At 48.8% G+C, this 20,523-nt stretch carries 14 protein-coding genes and 1 other RNA gene; 6 read left to right on the plus strand and 9 right to left on the minus strand.

The window, feature by feature from the left end; genetic code table 11:
* Positions 1–53 precede the first annotated feature (53 nt).
* From recB to ACTHRE_RS00790, 4 genes are all read right to left on the minus strand, one after another.
* Complete coding sequence (gene recB / locus ACTHRE_RS00775) at positions 54–3,710, minus strand: exodeoxyribonuclease V subunit beta (protein ID WP_440344773.1); 3,657 nt, start codon at positions 3,708–3,710, stop codon at positions 54–56.
* A gap of 144 nt (positions 3,711–3,854) precedes the next feature.
* Complete coding sequence (locus ACTHRE_RS00780) at positions 3,855–7,613, minus strand: hemagglutinin repeat-containing protein (protein ID WP_440344772.1); 3,759 nt, start codon at positions 7,611–7,613, stop codon at positions 3,855–3,857.
* A gap of 255 nt (positions 7,614–7,868) precedes the next feature.
* The gene (locus ACTHRE_RS00785) at positions 7,869–9,536 is read right to left on the minus strand and encodes a ShlB/FhaC/HecB family hemolysin secretion/activation protein (protein WP_377073046.1); all 1,668 of its coding nucleotides are present in this window, start codon (positions 9,534–9,536) and stop codon (positions 7,869–7,871) included.
* Positions 9,537–9,747: 211 nt separating this feature from the next.
* Positions 9,748–10,656: a Dyp-type peroxidase gene (locus ACTHRE_RS00790; protein ID WP_377073044.1), complete on the minus strand. Its 909-nt coding sequence runs from the start codon at positions 10,654–10,656 to the stop codon at positions 9,748–9,750.
* Positions 10,657–10,759: 103 nt separating this feature from the next.
* On the opposite strand from ACTHRE_RS00790, the gene ACTHRE_RS00795 reads away from it, so the two are divergent.
* Together ACTHRE_RS00795 and ACTHRE_RS00800 are read left to right on the plus strand one after the other, a co-directional pair.
* Positions 10,760–11,848 carry a metallophosphoesterase gene (locus tag ACTHRE_RS00795; RefSeq protein ID WP_377073042.1) on the plus strand — a complete coding sequence of 363 codons (1,089 nt, stop codon included), beginning with the start codon at positions 10,760–10,762 and terminating at the stop codon, positions 11,846–11,848.
* Between the two features lie 140 nt (positions 11,849–11,988).
* Complete coding sequence (locus ACTHRE_RS00800; protein ID WP_377073040.1) at positions 11,989–12,579, plus strand: LemA family protein; 591 nt, start codon at positions 11,989–11,991, stop codon at positions 12,577–12,579.
* A gap of 108 nt (positions 12,580–12,687) precedes the next feature.
* Here the strand turns inward: ACTHRE_RS00800 and ACTHRE_RS00805 are convergent, their stop codons facing one another.
* Genes ACTHRE_RS00805 through ACTHRE_RS00820 form a run of 4 tightly spaced genes read right to left on the minus strand, consistent with a single transcriptional unit; the run spans position 12,688 to position 16,957 of the window.
* Positions 12,688–13,800 carry an SGNH/GDSL hydrolase family protein gene (locus ACTHRE_RS00805; protein WP_377073038.1) on the minus strand — a complete coding sequence of 371 codons (1,113 nt, stop codon included), beginning with the start codon at positions 13,798–13,800 and terminating at the stop codon, positions 12,688–12,690.
* Positions 13,797–14,825: a peptidoglycan O-acetyltransferase PatB gene (patB, locus tag ACTHRE_RS00810; RefSeq protein ID WP_377073037.1), complete on the minus strand. Its 1,029-nt coding sequence runs from the start codon at positions 14,823–14,825 to the stop codon at positions 13,797–13,799. Before patB ends, ACTHRE_RS00805 begins: the two co-directional genes overlap by 4 nt.
* Before the next feature lie 10 nt (positions 14,826–14,835).
* Positions 14,836–16,272, minus strand: a complete 1,437-nt coding sequence (locus tag ACTHRE_RS00815; protein WP_377073035.1) for an MBOAT family O-acyltransferase — start codon at positions 16,270–16,272, stop codon at positions 14,836–14,838.
* Positions 16,273–16,318: 46 nt separating this feature from the next.
* Positions 16,319–16,957, minus strand: a complete 639-nt coding sequence (locus ACTHRE_RS00820; protein WP_440344771.1) for a DedA family protein — start codon at positions 16,955–16,957, stop codon at positions 16,319–16,321.
* 230 nt (positions 16,958–17,187) lie between these two features.
* Between ACTHRE_RS00820 and hda the strand changes: the two genes are divergently transcribed.
* The 4 genes from hda to ACTHRE_RS00840 all read left to right on the plus strand — a co-directional run bounded on the left by hda (position 17,188) and on the right by ACTHRE_RS00840 (position 19,837).
* On the plus strand, positions 17,188–17,856 hold the full coding sequence (gene hda / locus ACTHRE_RS00825; protein WP_377073031.1) for a DnaA regulatory inactivator Hda: 669 nt from the start codon (positions 17,188–17,190) through the stop codon (positions 17,854–17,856).
* The gene (locus tag ACTHRE_RS00830; RefSeq protein ID WP_070646826.1) at positions 17,853–18,521 is read left to right on the plus strand and encodes an HAD family hydrolase; all 669 of its coding nucleotides are present in this window, start codon (positions 17,853–17,855) and stop codon (positions 18,519–18,521) included. Before hda ends, ACTHRE_RS00830 begins: the two co-directional genes overlap by 4 nt.
* Before the next feature lie 58 nt (positions 18,522–18,579).
* Entirely contained in the window at positions 18,580–18,894 is a 315-nt protein-coding gene (locus ACTHRE_RS00835; RefSeq protein WP_003747161.1) for a TonB family protein, read from the plus strand.
* 157 nt (positions 18,895–19,051) lie between these two features.
* Positions 19,052–19,837, plus strand: a complete 786-nt coding sequence (locus ACTHRE_RS00840; RefSeq protein WP_107867552.1) for an endonuclease/exonuclease/phosphatase family protein — start codon at positions 19,052–19,054, stop codon at positions 19,835–19,837.
* Positions 19,838–20,061: 224 nt separating this feature from the next.
* Here ACTHRE_RS00840 and ssrA read toward each other — a convergent pair.
* Positions 20,062–20,424, minus strand: a transfer-messenger RNA (tmRNA) gene (ssrA, locus tag ACTHRE_RS00845).
* Positions 20,425–20,523 lie beyond the last annotated feature (99 nt).

Consider the following 20,523-nt stretch of genomic DNA (forward strand, 5'->3'; position numbering starts at 1 on the left):
GCCGTCTGAAAACGTTTCAGACGGCCTTTTTGACGGTTTAACAAAATGATTTATCAAGAATTTGTTTTTCGCTCGACAAAAGAGGAAAGCAGGGCGGTATCGATGTCCCATTTCCAGATGCCTTGATCTGAGCCGTCCATGCCGCGCAGGAAGAGGTAGCGGATGGCGATTTTGGGCAAGGGCTTGCCGCGCAGGGCATAGTAGCGCGCGATGGCAACGGCGTAGATCAGGGCTTGCAGGTAGTAGTGATGATGCGCCACGGCTTCGTTCATCACCTGTTGGGTGTAGGCGCTTGCATCGTTGCCCAAATGGTTGGATTTGTAGTCGATTAAAACGACATTGCCGTCTGAATCTTGGCAAACCATATCGATAAAGCCGTTTAAATAGCCTTGCAAATCATGGAAATCAAGCAGTTGCGCGGCTTGGACGCATTCGGGCGGCAGGTTTGCTTCGCTTGAGGCAAACCAACGGCGCAAGTCGTCCAGTTTGAAATCGTCCATGTACAGGGTGAACCCCATTTCGGGCAGGCGTCGGGTTAGCGGAATCTGCGACAGGCTCTCGTTGATTAAAGGTGTCAGGCGGCAGGTGTCGAGCATGGTACTTACCGTCGGCAGCCATTTGTCTTCAAAGCTGTGGCGTTGCAAAACTTCGGCAATCATTTCGGATTGGCTCTCGACAGAGGCGGCGAAGTCGAGTTTTTCCAGCATTTCATGCAAACATACGCCGGCATTGGTGCCGCGGGGGAAATGATGGATATCGAGGCCGTCTGAAAGCGGGGACGGCAGGTTTTCAGACGGCATGGCACGGTCTGTGCTTTCTGCCGGATCGATGGCAGGTTGCAAAGGCTCGTGTTGCTCGTCGGTTGACTTGGTGTGCCGGCTCAAACCGGTAAAGCTGGTGTGGCGGATAAAGTCAAAATTGCGGTGTTTAATGCTCTGTGCGCTCAAGGCTTGGTCTTGCTGGCGGCTGTATTGATAGACGGTTTCCGGCGGGGCTTCTTCCGTGAAGGTGAATTCCGTATTTTCGGGCGCGTTTTTGATAAAGCGTTGCCAGTTGGTTTTGAGCATTTCTACAACGTCTGTCGCGCTTTGATAGCTTTGGCTGACGCTTTCGCGGCCGGCCTCTGGCAAACCTTCGAGCAGATAGGCAAAAGGATTGTTCGGCGTACAGTTTTTGTTGGCGGCAGCGTAGATGTTGAGCTGTTCTTCGGCGCGGGTAAGGGCGACATAGAGCAGGCGTAAATCTTCCGCCGTCTTTTCGTCGGCAAGATGGCTTAGTTCTGCTTCCGAGGTTTGCGATTTCGCCAGCAGCTCGGTTTCGTGGTTGTCAGTATGCAGGATTTTCCAGTTTTCTTTGGAATTGTCTTTGGTATCCCACGCGAAGGGGCAGTAAACCAAAGGATATTGCAAACCTTTCGACACGTGCATGGTAACGATTTTGACCAGTTTTTCGTCGCTTTCAAGACGGATGGTTTGCGCGTCTGACGGGAAATGGCCGCTGCGCGCGCGGCTGATTTGTTCGTTCAGCCATTTATGCAGGGCGGCAGGGTTGCGGCTTTGGCTGTCTTCTTCGGCCAAAAGCTCCAGAATTTGATAGTAGTTGGTCAGGCTACGCTCGTTGCCGCCTTTGAGCAGGCGTGTTTCGATGTCATGTAGGGCGGCAAACTGCTGCACGGCGGCAAAAATGCCGCCTTTCCGCCATTTTTCCATGGCTTGGGCAGACGACTCCAGCCATTTCAGCAGCTGGTGTTCGTTGTGGTTGAGTTCGTAAATCTCTTTGGCGGTATAGCCGAACAAAACGCCGGTCAAGACAAAGCGCAGCCAGTCGGTTTGCCTTGGGTTGAGCCAAAAGCCGATCAGCGCGGACAGAGAGTCTGCCTCGGCGGAATCGAAAACGGACTGGCGCGACAGCAACACGCTTTGGATACGGCGCTGTTTCAGTTTCCCTGCAATCATCGCCGCTTCGTTGTTGGTGCGCACCAAGACGGCAATATCGCCGGATTCCAACGCGCGGCCTTTGAAGTTCAGACGGCCTTCGGCTGCTTCATTGAGCGCAAAGGCAATTTCATCGGCGCAATATTCGGCGGCACAGCCGCGCAAAATCTCTTTGTCGGTTTGGTCGTCCGTATTGAGCCAGCGCACTTGGATGGCGGGGCGGTGTGGCGACAGCCGGCTTTCGGCGCGGCTAGCGGAGACATCGCTGTAATCGATGTTTTCCAATACGAAGGGGTGTTTTTTTTGTTTGAACAAGGCGCTGATGCCGTTAATCAGTTTGGCATGGCTGCGATAGTTGACAGCGAGGGTGTAATGCCTGTCCGCATCTTGCGCGGCTTGCAGATAGGCGTAAATGTCCGCACCGCGAAAGCTGTAAATCGCCTGTTTGGGGTCGCCAACGAGAAACAGCGGGCAGCCTTGTTCGATAAAAATTTGGCGGAAAATTTCGTATTGCAGCGGGTCGGTATCTTGGAATTCGTCAATCAGCGCGATTTCCCAGTTTGCTGCCGCCGCTTTTGCCAATGCGTTGCCGTGTTCATTGGTGGTCAATGCCTGATGGACATCCAGTAGCAAATCGTCAAACACACGCTCGCGGCGTGATTTTTTTTGTTCGGCAATGGATTGGTTGATGTAGGAAAGTAGGTCGAGTTGCAGGCAGATGAAGACTGCTTCTTCTGCGCTTTCCATTGCCTGCAAATCACGACCGAGATTGGCCAAGGCTTGCAGCTGAATAATTTCCGGCGCATCGGCATCGGCTTTATATTCTTTTTTCAGTTTGCTGTTGAGTGTATCGACACTGAAATGGTTTAGTTTTCCTAGTGTTTGTTTGCTTAGGCGGGGCAGACGGTTGGATTCGGAGTTTGTTTTTAAATCGGTAAAAACATTTTCAAAGGTATTTCTTCTGTAGATCTGGCCGTTAAGTTTGGGCAAGATTACCCAAAACGCTTTTTCCAAGTCTTCCAACTGGCTGCAAACTTTTTGCCATGTTTCTTGAAGGTTAGCTTGGGCTTCTTTCAAATCGCCTTCGGGCCGTCTGAATTTCAGATAGGGGCGGCCGGTATAGCTTTTGATTTCGGCAAGCATTTCTTCAGGCGTGCATTTCCGATCAAAAACCAATTGTGCCAATGTGGCATCGGTTGCCACTTTTTGCCGCCAAAAGTCTTGCGCAGGAATCAGCAGCCTCTCGCGCGAGTCGTCCGACAGCTCGACATCCAAAGGTGCGCCGCACAAAAACGCGTAATCGCGCAAGACGCGCTGACAGAAGCCGTGGATGGTGTAAATCGATGCGTTGTCAAACTGGCTCAGCGCGGCTTTGAGGCGGAGAGTCAGGCGATGGCAGCTTTCCTGTCCGTCTTGCTCGCCTAAAGCCAAAGGAATCAAGCGATTGAGAAAGTCATCGGGGGATTTTTTCTCTTTTTCGTAATATTTGTTCAGGCCGTCTGAAATATGTTCCGGCTCGCCGCCCAAGGTTTGGATTTCGTTCAAAACCTGCAACACTTCGTCCAAACGCGCGCGCAAACGGGTTTTCAGTTCTGCCGTCGCCGCTTTGGTAAAGGTAACGACCAGAATTTTCTCGATGTCTTTTTTTTCTAAAACAATCAGTCGGGTAAAAAGCGCGGCAATGCCGTAGGTTTTACCCGTACCGGCAGAAGCTTCGATGAGGTTGGTACCGTCGATGGAAAGTGTGAGCGCGTCAAAAGGAAGGGCGGAAGACATGGTTGGAACGGAATAATATTAGCGAGGCATTATCATAACAGAGATAGTGTGTTGTTTTGCATTGATGATAAAAATGCCGTCTGAAAACTTTCTGTTTTCAGACGGCATGTCTTAATGGCTATTAAATGACTTCAATAGTGCATTTTAGTAGCGCAAACGGCGTCTGGCGTAGCTTGGTTGGCGAGGATGGTAGGTATAACGGTTCGCCGCAGGAGCTTTACTGTCGTCATAGTAGTACGCAACATTATTACCGTTGATGGTCGTATTGTTGACGCTCAAACCGGTTGGAGAGCCGGTAGTGATAACAACATTGTCGCTTTGGATGGTGTTTGCCGTATTGGTTACGGTGGCGTCGTTTTTACCTTTGGCGTTGATGCCGCCGTTTGGTTTGCCTGAAGCGTAGCTGCCGTTGACATTGACGGTCAGATTTTTTTCGTTAACGCTGCTGATCGCGCCGGAAGTATTGACTTTGTTGCCTTCTACTTCAACGGAGTTGTTGGATACCAGGTTGGTACCGTGCAGGTTGACGTCGCCGTTGTTGGCATTGATTTTAATATCGTTGCCGGCCACTACATTTGCGCCTGCGGCGGTAGAAGACGCGTTATCGGTTTTGTTGACGCCGACAGAGCCGTTGACGTGAGGAACGGCAACACCGGTTTCAACATTGATTGTCGCGCCAGCGCCGATACCGACATTAACGGCTGTACCTTGGTTTGAGGCAGTATTGGCTGACTCGGTGAAGGTTACGCCGTTGCCTGCGGTAATGTTGACGTTGTTGTTGGCAGTAATGTTGGATGCGATTTCAGCAGAGTCTTTGGCGTTGATGACAACATTGGTAGCATTCATATCGCCTTTGACGGCGGTAGATTCTTTTTTGTTTTCATCAGCGTAGTTGACGTTCAGGTTCGCATTCACATCAACGTTTGAACCGTCCTTGGTGTATGCGCCGATAGTCAAAGAAGCGCCGCCTTGTTTGCTGCTGCTGTTGCTGGTGTTATGGGCGGCAGTGTTGTGGTATGAACCTGCATCAATGTTGATCGCACCGGTAACATCATATTTTGTACCTTCATCAGACACTTTGTCATTTGCCAAAACGATGGCATTGCCTGCGTTGATGGTGGTTACGGTTGCAGTGGATTCATTGTGGGTCGAAGAGTTGCCTTGACCTTGTGCAGTGATTTCACCGCCGATGCCTTTGTTGGTGCTGATGCCTGCAGAAACGACCAAACCGCCGCCGTTTTGTTTCACATCGGATTTTGCACCGCTGTGTGCCGCTGCATGGGTAACGTTTTTGGCAGCTTCAACCACATTGCCAGTCGCATTAATCACGGTACCTTCTTGATTAATATTGCCGTTTGCAGTGATGGTGGTGTTGCCGCCGGTGTTGATGTTGGATACATGAGATGTATTCGTTACGGTAGTTGCATCTGTTTTGGTGCTGGTAATGCCGACAGATACGCCGACGCCTGCAACGTTATTTTTTTCGTATGCAGTAGCAGATACGCCCAAATCGGTTACGCGGCCGGATTCGGTTACAGTGTTGCTGCCTTTGGATGCAACAACATTGACGTCATTGGCTGCGGAAATATTGACGGATTCTTCGCCGTTGATTTGGCTGCCGCTGACGGTAACGTTTGAGTTGGAAGACAACTGGGTGTTTTTACCGGTCAAAATGCTGCCGTTCAGGCCGACAGAATGGGTGTCGGTGTGGGTATCGGTGAATTTGATACCGGCTTTGGCAGTCACGCTGCCGTTTTCTTTATTGGTTTCGATACCAGAGTAGCCTTTGATGGAATACTCGTTGACCTGTTTGTTTTCTACCGCTTTGGCAGCATCAATGGTCAAATCGCCTGCGGAAGACAGTTGCAGTTTTTGTGCTGCAAACAATGCAGAACCGATCACATTGATGTCTTTGTTGGAAACAACGGTCAGGTCGGCATTGGAAACCAGGGTGGAACCGGTTACTTTTTCAATGCTGCTGTTGCTGCTGGTTTTAGAGGTAGTGATATTGAAAATCGTACCTTTACGCGCGCTTTGTGAGGAAGTATCGGTGCTGGTGGCGTTTTTAATATCAACATTGCCTGCTTTGGAGCTGACGAATGTACCGGCTTGGCCTTCAACGGTACTGCCGTAAACGTTGACGCCGTTTTTTGCACCCAAGACTACGTTTGAGTTGGCAGTAATGCTGCTGCCGTGCAGGTTTTCTGTACGGTTGTTTTGAACTTGGCTTTCACCGCCGAACAGGCCGCCCCAGTATTTTTTCTGGTCATCGAGGCTGTTGGTATTAGTGGTGGTTTGAGTGCCCAAGTTGATCTTGTTGACATCGGTAACGACATTGCCGTTTGCCGCGATGCTTGCGCCGTAAGTGCTCAAATCGCCTTCGGAAATCAAACCGATATCACCGGCTGCGGAGATTTTGGTTTGATGGGCGGTAGAGTTTTTGGAAGATTTTGTAGCGATACCGGTTTTCAGGGCGGCAGTTTCATTTTTGAAGCTGACATAAGTCGAGCTGCTGTCGGTTTCGCTGTTGCTGCTCAATACGATGCCTTGTTGTGCGGCAATGCGAGCATCAGCAGCCGAGTTCAGTTCGGTCGCGTCCAATTGAACTTTGCCGGTGGTGGCAATATTGACAGAACCGGCATTGATTTTGGTTTGATGCAGGCTTTCGTCAGCAGAAGAGCTCAGGTTGTTGTTGTACCAAAGGCCTTTGCTTTGAGTATGGTCGGATTCTATACGGTTGGTTGTTTTTACCGCGTTAGAATTGATGTTGCCCGTGGCAGAAGCAGTCAGCGCGCCGGCATTGATATTGGCCGCGCTCAGATTGAGGCTGCCGCTATTGTTCAAAGTCAATGACTCGGATGCATTGATATTGCTGCCGGTAAAGGCTTCCGTTTTGTTGCGGTCCGAACGGAAGTGCTGAACATTTTTCGCCTCTTTGCCACTAGAAGATTTGTTGGCGGAATGGCTGGTAACCGTGCCTTTGATGTCGGTATCGCGGGCAAACAATTCCATTTGTGCGCCGGTCAGATTGGCAGACTGGATGCTCAGGTTGCCTTTGCTGTCAATATTCAGGTAGCGGGTGCCGGTAATGGCCGCATTTTGAATGTTTTGTTTGGCGCGTTTGTCGGTCGCGTGGATGCGGATGGTACCGGCGCGCATACTGCCGAAGATATGACCGTCAAGCACCGGCGCATTTGAAGCAGCGTCCAATGCTTCGATTTGTGCGGTTTTGTAGTCGAAGTTGCTTTTGCCTGAAGAAACGTTGATGGCATCGGCGGCATTGACGTTGGCTGATTTGCCGACAACAACTTGCGGCGCGAGCAGGTCAACTACGCGGTTGCCGCTCAAATTACCGTTTACTTGCAGTTGTTTGCCATTGTCGCTGATATTGAAAGATTTCAACGCGCCGTCTGAAACAGTTGGCGTACCGACAACCAAGGATGTGCGGTTGGCATTCAGGATGCTGCCGCCGTTGTGGGTAATGCCGTTAGGGTTTGCCAAAACATAGTCTGCGGCAATACCGAATATCTCTTGTTGACCTAAGATCAGAGAAGGGTTTTTGCTGACCACTTCATTCAAGATCACAGATGCGGCCTGACCTTGGAAGTTTTTGTTGGCAGACAGGTTTCCGGCCAGTTGGGATTTACCGGCAGACAGGGCATTATTCAAAACGGCGCCGTGTTGGGAAACGTTGTACTTGTTATATTGGTTGTGAGAAAGACCTTGGGCCGTCGGTGCGGCAATGTGGACGATGTCAACATTGCGTTGCTGCTGTACCGAAGTTTGGCCGATGGCTTCGATATTGGCCGCTACCGCTGCATTTCCCAGGAATGCAAAGCACACGGCGACAGTTACTTTGCCGGAAGCTGAGAGCTTAGGCTGATATAAAGTGTCGATTTTCATGGATTTTAATCCTTATTTATCGTGATGGAGATTGAATCAGAAATCCCATATCGGGTATTGGATTTCTGTTGAGGAAATTTTTGAATGTATTAACATTGTTATGAAATTTTTTACAATCATACCACCAGTATGGCCTTATGTGCACTATTTCAAATGCAAATAAAAACCGCACATCTCATTGATATTAATAGAAAATTAATAATGTTAAGATGGGCGGTTTATATATTGGATAAAAGGATATATATTTACATAACTTTAAAATGGAATGCGCAAAGAAACGGTCACATGATCCTGTATTTCGCCGTTTGATTGGTTGGGCATGCGTGCAAAACCTTTGCCATAGTCGGCAGAAAGCTGCCATTTGTCCGCCTTACCTAAATTCAAACCTGCAACCACACCCATGGCGCGTTGCGAACCTTCATGATGATTTTTGGCCACGCCGATGTCTGCACCCAGATAAGGCTCGATATAGATGCCGTGGGGCGTATTGCGGCGGAAATAAACGGTATTGCTTAACAGGACTGCGCTGTTTGCGCTCAAAGAAGTCGAACGGAAACCGCGTACATTTTGATAGCCGACGATGTCCATTTCTTTGGTGGCAAACAAATCATGCGGGCTATATTGGGCATCGATTTGGTGATGGTTGCGCACGATCCATTTACCCAAAGGACGGTTTTGAATCAAATTGCTTTGCAAGGATACAGAGGTATAGCGCTTGTCGAACGGCGTATGTTCGGTATTTTTCGCAAACCCTTGTTCCACGCCGATATTGTTGAGCCAAATGCCGTTTGGCAGGATGGCTGTATGCGACAGGCCGACTTGTGCCGAATAGATTTCCGGGCTTTGCAATTCCAGTTTGCTGTCGGCAAATTTTGCAGTCTGTTTTACGTAATCGATGCCGGCATAGGCGGAGGTAATGTGTTTTTGACTGCGTGAGAATACGCGGTCTGCTTTGATTCCTGCCGCTTTGGATTTGGAGCGGTAGGCATAGCGTGTCACGCTGGGCGTTAAGATGCTTTGCGATTGCGACGCGGCGGCGTAAGTGCTGAATGTCCATGCGCCATAAGGTACTTGGTAGAACATACTGCCGCCGCGACTGTAATGGCTGTCGTGGTTGTTTAGATTGGTATAGCCGTTTAAATAAAGGGAGTCGCTCAATCCCAACGGGCTGCCGATATTCAGGCTGCCGCGCAGTGTCGTGGTATTGGGTTTGCTACCTTTATTGTCGATGATGACACTGCTGCCCCAATGTTTTTGGGCATCGTTGTTGAGTTGGATGGAGGCGGTACCGTCATCATGCGGATAAACATCGATGCTGACGTTGTTGCCGACAACATGGTTTACCTGTTCAATACCTTGGTCGAGGTATTGGATGTTCAGCGGTTTGCCTTGATGATTGGGGAAGAGGGTATCAACGTTGACCGTACGGGAGCCGCCGGTAATCTCACGGATTTTGCCTTCGATGACTGCCAATTTCAGGATACGTTCAGGCGTGGTTTCAAATTTGATTTGCGTGTGCGGATAACCTTGAGCGATATATTCGGCAACGATGTCCCGGTTCAGTTGGTTGATGCTGTTTTGATTGATGCATTTGGGTAACTTGGCTTCAATCTTTTTGGAATCGATGAGGGTAATACCGGAAAGCTCGATACCGGTGTAATCCAAGCATTCGGTATTGTTTTCAGACGGCCCTTCTTGTGCAACCGTGTCGTTATCTTGTTTTTTCTGTAAATCCCATGCCGACTGCTCGCGTTTTTGGATTTCGACCGAATGAATCTGATCGAGATTGTCGCGGAAGTCTTTGTCGAATTGGTTGGGTACGTTTTTATCGATTTGATTAAGCGGATTCGGTGTATTGGCCGCATAGGCGTTTAGCGCGGAGAGAATCAATACGGGCAGGGGAAGAAGGCGGGATTTATACATGGTGTCGTAATTTTATAGGGATAATAATTGGGTTTATTTTATCGAAAATAGCTGCTTGGGGCGTATCAGTTTTTATCGTTGTCTGTAATCAGGGTTTGCTGAACTGCTATGAAATAAATTTCTATGATAATACCATAAAAATGTTAAGAGAATTTAAATAACAAAAACCTGCCTTTGAAAAGGCAGGTTTTTTCAGACGGCCTTTGAGCCGTTAAAGATTTTGCAAACGCTCGACAGAAGGTGCGTAGTAGTAAGCACCTGATACGGCTTTAGACAAATATTTCAGCAGTAAGTCGGTTTTGCCGTCTGCATCGCCGAACATATTGAGCAGTTGAACTTCAATATTGTGCAGCGTGTTGCAATAGGAAGTGAACATCAAACCATGTTCGCCGCTGAGTTTGCCGAAGGGTAGGCTGCGGCGGACAATTTTCAGGCCAACGCCGTTTTCTTTAACATTGACGCGGCCGAGATGGGAATCTGGCAGGCGCACGTCTTTGCTGAATTCGTCATTGGTTTCTTTGCTGCGGCCAACGCTGGCTTCTTGTTCGGCAGTGGGAACGGCATCCCATTTTTTCAAATCGTGCAGGTATTTTTGCAGCAAAACATAGCTGCCGCCGGCATCAGGTTTGCCTTCGGGAATAATGGCGACATTGCGCACATTGTCATCGCCCTGCGGATTTTCCGTGCCATCGACAAAACCGTCCAAACCGCGGTCTTCATACAGGCGCAGGCCGTGTTCTTCAGTGGATACGCGGATGCTGTCGCCGAATGCGCCTAAAACAGATTGAGCCAAAGCATAGGCGGCTTTTTGCTCGGTGGCTTGAATGTGGATATAGAGATCGTGTTGGGTGGAGGGGGCGAGGCCGTTGCCCAATTCTGGGAAAGGTTTGATTTCACTGCCTTCGTTAGTATGGCCGAACGATTGCCATGCGCGGCTGCCGAAGGCAATGGTCAAACCCAAAATATCATTTGGAAAACGGGTTTTTAATTTGGCCAGAGCCTCCAAAGAAAGACGGCAGGCAGATTTGATGGCTTCGTTGCGGCCGTCTGAAATGTCTGCTTCGATAAAAATACCGGCTTGTGCGTGATCAGGAATAATAGCTGATTGAGGTTGGCTCATGATGATTCCTTTCAAAATATTATGGGTTTTTACGCGGGGGATTATACACTGAAAGTTTCAGACGGCCTAAAATCTGCCTTTTGATTTTTTAGGGCGGAAAGGCATGTTTGGCAAGATGTTTTTTGTGAGCGTCATTCTGTTGCAAGTGTTTACATTCGGGCTCGGGCGTTCGTTGCAATGGCTGTTTGCGCCTTGGATTGGCAAAGTTGGCAGACGTTGGCTGATGGGTATTTCCTATTTCATTACAAACGGTTTGTTGGTCGGCTTGCTGCTGGAGTTGGGACATATAATGTTCCGCGTGGTGGCGTTTTGGATGGTGATCTTGCTGTTTGTGATGTATGCCGCGCTGGCGACATTTATCCTGTATCTTTTGCTGCGCCGTTTTATGGCACGCCAACCGCTGTCACGAAGCCTGCGGCTGTTTGCGCCTTTGTTTGTGGCCGGTTTGCTCGGTTTTGGGATGTATAACGCCTATACGCCCGTTGTCCGCTATCAAACTGTCTTCATCAATAAGAAAATGGATAAGCCGCTGCGTATCGGCGTGGCCAGTGATTTGCACTTGGGGATTTTGTTTGGCGCGCGTCAATTAGACAAACTGACGGACATCATGAAGCGGGAACAAGTCGACATGGTGTTGCTGCCGGGCGATTTGATGGACGATACCGTCGATGCGTATCTGAAAGAAAACATGAAACCGCATTTGCAGAAGCTGACTGCGCCGATGGGCGTTTATGCCACTTTGGGCAATCATGATTGGTTCCGCGATCAGAAGCGCATCAAACATGAATTGGAAGTGGCAGGTTTGAAGGTTTTGGCCAATCAGGTTTTGGAAGTAAATGGTGTGTTGCTGGTAGGGCGGAGCGATGATTTGGATCGCAAGCGCCCCAGTGCGGAGCAGCTTTTGGAAGGTCAAAATACCCAATTACCGGTTTTATTGATGGATCACCGTCCTACTTCAATCGAAACCCATGCCCGGCTGCCGATAGATGTGCAGGTTTCCGGCCATGTCCACAACGGCCAAGTTGCCCCTGCCAACCTTATTGTCCGTACGCTTTATCGTCTTGCTTACGGTTATAAGGCGATCGGCAACGGCCATTTCTTCACCACTTCGGGCTACGGCTTCTGGGGCATTCCCCTTCGTTTGGGTTCGCAATCAGAAGTGTGGGTTATCGACATCAAGTCAAAGCATTGAAATAGAAATATAAACTTCAGGCCGTCTGAATTTTAGACAGCCTTTTTTATGAAAATTGGGAAAAAATATTAAAATTGGATTATAATCAATGTAAAAAATCAGCCACCGATATGAGTGGCATCATAACTAGGGAACTTACTATGGGTATTATTAGTCTTGCACTTATCTTCGTATCAATCACCGCCGTCTTATTGTATTTCAAACAACAGTTGAAAGACCACAAAAAAGACTGTCACGAATCCTTTGTCTCTTTGCGCATTGCGCTCGACTGCCGCCATCAGGCCGTCCGTCATGTATTGGATGCATACAGCAAACACCTGCAAGAGCAGGGCATTGCATCGGATCAAAACGTTCAGCAGATGTGTGCCGAAGTCGACACCGCATTGGCGCAAACTGTCAAAACATTTTCCGAATCCAAAATCAAACATCTGTGTGAAGCCGAAACAGCATTGAATTATGCCCTGAAAAAATTGCAAACTGCTGTCAACGGCCTTTTGAAACAGTATCCTGATAAGAAATTGGCCGGTTTGATGGAAATGCTGAATGCAGCAGAAGTGGAAGTCGCATTGGCACGCCGCACTTACAACCGCAGAGCCGGAAGTTACAACCATCATTTAAACAAGCTGCCCAACCGTCTTGTCGCCAAGCCATTAGGCTTTGACAAGCAGGCAGGATTGGTTCGTTTTACGGAAAATCAAACGCAACGCATGAGCAGCAATATGTTGGCTTAAAAATTAAGCAGTTTGCTGAATAAGCGATAAATAAAAGGCCGTCTGAAATATTAATTTCAGACGGCCTTTTGTGTACTGTTAATGAAAAGTACTTAGGCTTTGGCTAATTTATTGAGCAAAGCGGATCAGGCTGTCGGCAAGCTTATCGGCTGCAGTTTCGTAACCTTGTGCAGAGAAGTGAACGCCGTCTTTGGCTGCCAAGCCTTGAGCCATCCAGCTTTTCATGCTGCATGCGCCCCCCATTGCATCTTGCCAAGACCAGAACATGATTTTTTCGTCACGGGCAACGCGTTGCTGCATTTGTTGTACTTCGCTGAGCAAGACCGGACGGTTGCCGCAGCTGCCGTAGGCGGTTTTCAAAGATTCTGGAGCGCCGAGGATCAGGATACCTGCGTTGGGCAAGGTATTTTTGATTTGACGGATGTAATTGCGCCATGTCCGTTCGGTAGAGGAAATATCGAGATTGCCGGAAAAGGCTTCATTGGTACCGTAGGCAAGGATGATTAAATCGGCTTTGGTTTGTGCCAAATCTTCCCACATGCCCGGCCGCCATTTTGACCATTGGGATAACTGCGCGCCGTTGATGCCCATGGCGGAAACGGTTACGCCGCGTCCGGGGCGTTCGATATTAATGAAACCGATTTGCCAAGGCATGCTGCTGCTGAGGGTCATCGGTAGGGAAGCATTGGTACGCAGCAGTTGCCAACCGTTTTGTGTGGCAGGGATTTCGTGGCCGTTGACGGTCAGGGTTTGCTCGGACCAAACCGGTTTGCCGAAAATGGAGATTTGTTGCATATCCATGTTGCCGTCGGCTGCGCTTAAGGTAACGCTGCCGCCATCGGCGCGTGCTTCAATACCGCCGAAAGAAAAATCGCTGTGTGATTTGCGGCTGCTGATGGTGTTCCAACCGCTGCCGTTGTAACGGACGGTTGCCATGCGCTGGCCTTTGACGGTGTTGGGATAAACCCAACCGATGCCGCCGTTGCCCCATTGTTGTTGTAAACGGCGGCGCAGGCGGTCGGTGAAATAGTCGCCGGCGGTGTGGGAGTCGCCGACTTGGATAATGCGGAATTTGCCGTCTGAAGTATGGTTGAGCTGTTGCAGTTTGTTCAGCCAAGCAGGGTGGTTGGAGCCGTAGTTGCTTAACAGGCCGTCATTGGTTGCGCAGGCGGTAATAGGGAGTGCGAGAAGCGTGAGGAGTAAGGTTTTATTATATTTCATGGTTGTGTATCGTGCGTAAAATTAATTTTTTCTATAATTTTCCCGGCCAATAGTTTTTGGCCTTCTGCGGAAAAGTGAATGCCGTCCTTGCTGCGGTAACGGATGATTTTTCCATCTACTTTGACAGAGTCGGCATATTCTTCTGCGCCATTGCTCAACAGTTTGTCGGTCGGCAGCCAAATAGCTTGAGGCGACACCGTACCCGACAGGATTTTGTCGAGGTAGCGCATCTGTTCGTTGAGCTTGGCTTTTTTCATGTAAGGAATGCCCAGCCAAATGACTTGGACATCATGTGTGGAGGCTGCATCAAGAATACGGCGGACGCGGTTGAGGTATTCTGCCTCCCATTCGGGGGAAGCGAACTTCAGGTATTTTTTACCCATCGGGAAATCCCAAGGGTCGTTAGGGCCTAAGAATACAACCAAAACGCGGATGTCAGGTTCTTTTTGCAAAGTTTGTTCGATGGTTTTCGGCCAGTCAAAGAAATTGGGGTAGGACAAACCGGTACTTTGTTTGCTGAGGTTGACCGATTGTACGCCATATTCTTGCTTGAGGTGCTTTTGTACGAAAGGTGCAACGCCCTGCATCAGCGAGTCGCCGGCAAAGAAAACTTTGTTGCCTTTTTTCAATACAACCTGCGTTGCCGACTGATCAGCCTGATTGCTTGGCTCGCTGGCTGTGGTATCTGTATTGTTAGTCGCATCAGAAGCGGCAGGCTCTTTTTGATTGTCCGATACTTCAATGTTTTCCGTATTTTCAGACGGCCTTGTTGTTTCAATGCCAGAGTCTTCCGAAGCCAAAGCGTCTTCTGTTTCCAGAGAAGCTTTCAGGCCGTCTGAAAATTCGTAAGCTTTTTGTTGCCAATCCGCACCGATACGCCACCAAGCGTATTCGGATAAAGGCTCAAGCGGGCTGTTTTCATGATAGGTCTGCTGCCAATAGGCATTGATGGAATTTTGGGCAAACCACGTCAGCGCAACCGCACTGAGCAGAATCGAAACAAACAGGGAGATAAAGCGTTTCATGTTCTGCTCCTTAGAAGTTGGCGTAAATAAAGCCGGGAATGCCGGACGGGGCGAAGACGATAATCAGGGCGAGGATAAGCGTGATGGGGATAAACCACAGCCATGCAGGCAGTTTGTCCAAGCCTTTTACCGATGCTTCAAATAAGCGAAGCAAATACGGGTACAGCAAAAGCATCATCGCAAATGCACCCAGCAACATGAGGTCGGTCGGCAGAGGCGCGTTCCAACCTTTGTCATTGGCAAATAATGCGCTGAACAGCATTTCCGTATCGGCAAGCGTTGCGCTGTTGAACACGACAAAAGCGAAACAAACGAAATGGAAAGTAAACAGCCAGGCAAGCGGTTTGCCGATTTTCAGACGGCCTAAGGCATTGCGGCCGACGATTTTATCGCCGCAGTTAAGGAACACCAACGCCGCACCGTGCAGCGCGCCCCAAATTAAAAAGCTCCAGCCATAGCCATGCCAAATGCCGGAAAGCAACATAGCAATCATCAGATTGAGCTGGGTGCGGCCGAAGCCTTTTTTGCTGCCGCCCAAAGGGATATAGATATAGTCGCGAATCCAAGTGGACAGGCTGATATGCCATCTGTCCCAGAAGTCGCGGATGTTGATGGCGCGAAGCGGCGCGGCAAAGTTTTTCGGCAGTTGGAAGCCGAGCAGCATGGCCAAGCCGATGACCAAATCCGAGTAGCCGGAAAAGTCGAAAAAGAGTTGGAAGGTGTAGCCATAAATCGCAGACAACACGCCCCAGCCGTCGAACTGGGCCGGATTTTCAAAAACAGGCGATACCCAGCCTTCCGCCAATACGCCGGCAAGCCACCATTTTTTGGCAATGCCCAACACAATCAGGCCTACCGCCAAAGCTGGATAAATCAGTTGGCGTGCCTGTTTGGTGCGGATTTGCGTCAATGCGCCCGCTTGTTCGCCGTCTATGCTTTTAAAAGCGGCTGCACGGATAATCGGGCCGGATGTGATGGTGGGGAAGAAGCTCAGATGCAGTAGGAGCTCGTGCCATTCAAAACGCTCTCCCTTAGGCTCACGGTAGCAATACACCAAGTAAGCCAGCGATTGGAAAGTGTAATAAGACAAGCCCAGAGGCAAAAGGATGTCGATGACGGCGCTTTGTCCTGTATATTGCTGAATAATCGGGCGGAAAAAGTCGAAGTATTTGAAGAAACACAAAACAGTCAATGCCGCCAAAATACCGCAACCCAGCCAAAATTTGCGGATATGCTCGTTTTCAGAAAACATCAGTACGCTGATCAGGTAAACCACAGACGAGTAAACCAAAATCAGCGCGGCAAAAATAGGGTCGATACGGTAAAGCCAGCCTAGCCCGGCAACCAAAAGTAAAATGTTTTGAACTTTCGGCAAACGTGCAAATGCCCAGTACAGCGGCAAAAATACGATAAAGAATACCGCAAACTCAATAGACAACAACGGCATGACAATTCCTTGATGTGTTTAAACTTTCAAACTTTTCGATTGATTGTTATTTTTCGGCGTTAAGTTTGGCACGAATGACTTCAACTACTGCAGGTAAAATCGAAATTACGATGATTGCCGCCATGACTAAGCCCAGATTGTTTTTGACGATGGGGATATTGGCGAAGAAGTAGCCTGCATAGGAAAACGACAATACCCACAACACTGCGCCGATAATGTTGTAACGGATAAACGTCGCGTAGTGCATATCGCCCATACCGGCGACAAATGGCGCAAACGTCCGCACAATCGGCACAAAGCGGGCAATGATGATGGTTTTCCCGCCGTGTTTTTCATAAAACGCATGGGTTTTTTCCAAATACGAACGGCGGAAAATTTTGGAATCAGGATTGGCAAACAGTTTTTGTCCAAAATACTTGCCGATCATAAAGTTGGCCACATCGCCTAAAATGGCGGCCGCTAAGAGCAGTAATACCATGACGTGGATATTCATGCCGCCGATGGCCGCAATACCGCCTGCAGCAAACAGCAGCGAGTCGCCGGGTAAAAATGGCGTTACGACCAAACCGGTTTCGCAGAAAATCACAACAAACAAAATCGCGTAAATCCACGGGCCGTATTGAGAGGAAAGGTGGACAAGGTGTTGGTCGATATGGAGGATGAAATCAATAAGGGTAGAAATCACTAGGGTTCCCCAAATAAAAAGGCCGTCTGAAAAAGAACAGACAAATGTTTCGGCGAGAAGTTCGACATTGTAAAACCAAAGCGGAATAAAACCAATGCCGTAAGCGCGTCAAGATATGTTTAGAAGTGCAGATATGTTGCAGGTATAGGCTTCAGACGGCCTTTATCCTTGATGGTGGACGGCAAAACAACGTAAAATGAAGCCGATTTCAATCTAACCGGTGCGCCTTTGTGAACCAGCTCATCTTCGATTTTGCCAGCCATGATTATCCCGGCTTCGACAAATTTCTGGGAACAGAAAATGCCGAGCTGGTGTATGTGTTGCAGCACAAACATGGGCAATTTATCTATGTGTGGGGCGAAGAGGGCGCAGGCAAAAGCCATCTCTTGCAGGCATGGGTTGCCCAGGCGCTTGATGCCGGACGAAATGCCCTCTATATTGATGCCGCTGCCACGTCGCTGACAGAAGCCGCGCTGGATGCGGAATATCTCGCCATTGATCAAATCGAAAAGCTTAATAATGAAGAACAGGCTTTACTGTTTGCCATTTTCAACCGCTTCCGCAACAGCGGCAAAGGCTTTTTGCTTTTGAGTTCCGAATATACGCCGCCGCAGCTCGTTATCCGTGAAGACCTGCGCACACGCATGGCATATTGCTTGGTTTACGAAGTCAAACCGCTGACCGACCAAGAAAAAATCGATGCGCTCGTCAGCATGGCCGCCGCCCGTCAGGTAACCATCGATCCGGAAATCTTCGAATACCTGCTGAACCATTGGCGGCGCGATATGGACAGCCTGATGCAAATGCTCGATACCCTCGACAACTACGCCGTTATGATGGGCAAGCGCATTACTTTGCCGCTTTTGCGCCAGCTTTTAAAACAACAGGAAACCCAATGAAAAACCTTGCCATTTTCGACCTCGATAATACCTTAATTAATACCGATTCGGATCACTCCTGGCCGCAATACCTGATTAAAAAAGGCATAGTCGATGCGGCCGAAACCGAGGCGCAAAATGAAAAGTTTTACCAAGACTATCAAAACGGTTGTCTTGATATCGATGCCTTTCTCAAATTCCATCTCGCGCCTTTGGCCCGATTCAGCAAGGAAGAATTGGCTGAGTTTCATCGCGAGTTTATGGCCGAATATATTGTTCCTCACATTTCTCCGATGCAGCGTATGTTGGTGCAAAGCCATCAAATGGCAGGCGACGAAATGTTGGTTATTTCTTCGACCAACGAGTTCATCATTACTCCAATCTGCCATCTTTTCGGTATTCACAACGTCATCGGCACACAGCTTGAAACCGGTGAAGACGGCCGATATACCGGCAACTATGTCGGTACGCCCAGCCTGAAAGAAGGCAAAATTACCCGATTGAACCAATGGCTTGCCGAGCGTGGCGAGACATTTGAAAGCTACGGTAAAGTTTATTTTTACAGCGACTCCAAAAACGATTTGCCTTTGTTGCGTATTGTGGACGAACCTGTTGCCGTCAATCCGGATGCCGAGCTGGAAAAAGAAGCCAAAGCAAAAGGTTGGCCGATTTTGAATTTCAAATAACGATCAATCAGGCCGTCTGAAATATTTAACCTAACCACAACCCTAATAAGGATAAAACATGAAAACGACTAAACTCCTCGCCTCAGCCTTGTTGTTTGCCGCTGTATTCGGTACCGCACAAGCAGCCGATACCGAAACTCTGGAAGCCATGAAAGCGCAAAACGGCAGCGTTAAAACCGTTTTGATGGATGTCTTCACAACTCCTGCCGGTAATGTCGACCGCGTGAATATCATTCAATCCAGCGGCAATCCTGAAATGGACGAACGCGCAGTGAAAAGCGTTTCCAAATATCCTTATCCGAAACGCAAAACCGCATCTAAATACCAACATACTGTTACTTTTGAGACCAATGTTGAAGTAATCAACAACTGATTCGGACGCAAGGCCGTCTGAAAAATAGAAGGCGTTTTGATTGGGAAACTCCCTGTCAAAACGCCGTTTTATTCTTTAAACAAGTATAACCAAAATTGCCGTAAAACCACACGTTCCGGTGCTATACTAAAACAAATAAACCGCTTCATCACACATCATGTCTCCCCGTCCAGTTACCATTACTTCCTACAATATGCACAAAGGCATGTCTGCGCTCAACCGCAAAGTGCAGGTCAACCGTATGGCTGACGCGCTGGGTGCATTGGGTTCGGATGTTTTGTTTTTACAAGAAGTCCAAGGACAACATCTCAACAGAAGCCGTCGTACCGACTTTCCCGATGCGCCGCATTACGATATCATCGGCGACAGCCTCGATTATCATCGCAGCTACGGCAAAAATGCCGTCTATCCCAAACGACACCACGGCAACGCCATTCTCAGCCGCCTACCGCTGAAAACGGAAAACAACCTCAACATCAGCGTCAACAAACTCGAACAGCGTGGCCTGTTGCATTGCGAGGTCGTGCCCGAAGGTTGGGAAGACCCGCTGGTGTGTTTGTGCGTCCACCTCAACTTGCGCGAGCCGGACCGCCTCAAACAATACCGTGCCATCAGCGACTACGTTAGTCGATATATTCGTCCGGAAAGCCCGTTGATTATCGCCGGAGATTTCAATGACTGGCGGCAGAAATCAGCGCGTGAGCTGGGCAGTGCATTAGATTTGAACGAAGTATTTGTCGATAATACAGGCAAACGCCCCAAAACCTTCCCCTCGCGCCTACCCATCCTCAGCCTCGACCGGATTTACACGCGCAATCTTGATGTCATCGATTCTGAAATCCACAACAGTAAAGACTGGCAGCATTTGTCAGATCATCTGCCATTGAGTGTAACGGTTAGACCTCATCGTAAAATGAATATGAAATCCGATAGAAAAATGTGAGGCTGAAATTTTTTTAAAGCACTATTGGGAATGTATCGAAAGAAAAAGTTTTTTCGCTCAGATGTTTGAGACAAAAACAGCCGAAAACCTGTATTGGGGTTTCGGTTATCGGGGGAGGAAGGAATTTTGCAAAGGTCTCAGGCCGTCTGAAAAGTTTCAGACGGCCTGTTTAAGTTTATAAAAAAGCGCAAACCTTTTTATATCAAAAGTTTGCGCTTTAAATCTGGTGGAGGCGGGGGGAATCGAACCCCCGTCCGAAAGTCCTCTACAGAGCGTTCTACATACTTAGTTGTGTCTATTTAGAATCTCGTCCCCATCATGCCGACCAACAGGCCTTCAGAGAACCAGTTACCTTAAATCTCGTTTCCTACCAAGTAACCCGACAGAAAACCAGTCAATGTAGAATGACGTTGCGGTAGCTTGCGCTACACAGCCCATTGACCAACTGCTGCAACGGCAGGCCTTAAGCGGCCAGTGCGTAAGTTTCGTCGTTTGCGACTATTTAAATTCAGTGTTTTACGGGGAATCTGAGACCCCGGTATGCCCGCATCTGCTTTGCAACCCCCGTCGAAACCAAGATCGCCCCCAGATAGGAAAAGTCGATTATACGCATGTCAGCGTGCTTTGCCAAGTTGCCGATTGATTGAAAAGGCCGTCTGAACAGCAGTTTGCTTTTTCAGACGGCC

This window comes from Neisseria sp. P0001.S007, assembly GCF_051963655.1.
Classification (GTDB): domain Bacteria; phylum Pseudomonadota; class Gammaproteobacteria; order Burkholderiales; family Neisseriaceae; genus Neisseria; species Neisseria subflava_A.

Excerpts from the sequence above, each read along its gene's own strand:
- ACTHRE_RS00805 (WP_377073038.1), bottom strand. The coding sequence starts at position 13,800 with ATGAAATATAATAAAACCTTACTCCTCACGCTTCTCGCACTCCCTATT.
- recB (WP_440344773.1), bottom strand. The coding sequence starts at position 3,710 with ATGTCTTCCGCCCTTCCTTTTGACGCGCTCACACTTTCCATCGACGGT.
- patB (WP_377073037.1), bottom strand. The coding sequence starts at position 14,825 with ATGAAACGCTTTATCTCCCTGTTTGTTTCGATTCTGCTCAGTGCGGTT.
- ACTHRE_RS00800 (WP_377073040.1), top strand. The coding sequence starts at position 11,989 with ATGGGTATTATTAGTCTTGCACTTATCTTCGTATCAATCACCGCCGTC.
- ACTHRE_RS00840 (WP_107867552.1), top strand. The coding sequence starts at position 19,052 with ATGTCTCCCCGTCCAGTTACCATTACTTCCTACAATATGCACAAAGGC.
- ACTHRE_RS00815 (WP_377073035.1), bottom strand. The coding sequence starts at position 16,272 with ATGCCGTTGTTGTCTATTGAGTTTGCGGTATTCTTTATCGTATTTTTG.
- ACTHRE_RS00780 (WP_440344772.1), bottom strand. The coding sequence starts at position 7,613 with ATGAAAATCGACACTTTATATCAGCCTAAGCTCTCAGCTTCCGGCAAA.
- ACTHRE_RS00785 (WP_377073046.1), bottom strand. The coding sequence starts at position 9,536 with ATGTATAAATCCCGCCTTCTTCCCCTGCCCGTATTGATTCTCTCCGCG.
- ACTHRE_RS00835 (WP_003747161.1), top strand. The coding sequence starts at position 18,580 with ATGAAAACGACTAAACTCCTCGCCTCAGCCTTGTTGTTTGCCGCTGTA.
- ACTHRE_RS00830 (WP_070646826.1), top strand. The coding sequence starts at position 17,853 with ATGAAAAACCTTGCCATTTTCGACCTCGATAATACCTTAATTAATACC.
- ACTHRE_RS00790 (WP_377073044.1), bottom strand. The coding sequence starts at position 10,656 with ATGAGCCAACCTCAATCAGCTATTATTCCTGATCACGCACAAGCCGGT.
- ACTHRE_RS00795 (WP_377073042.1), top strand. The coding sequence starts at position 10,760 with ATGTTTGGCAAGATGTTTTTTGTGAGCGTCATTCTGTTGCAAGTGTTT.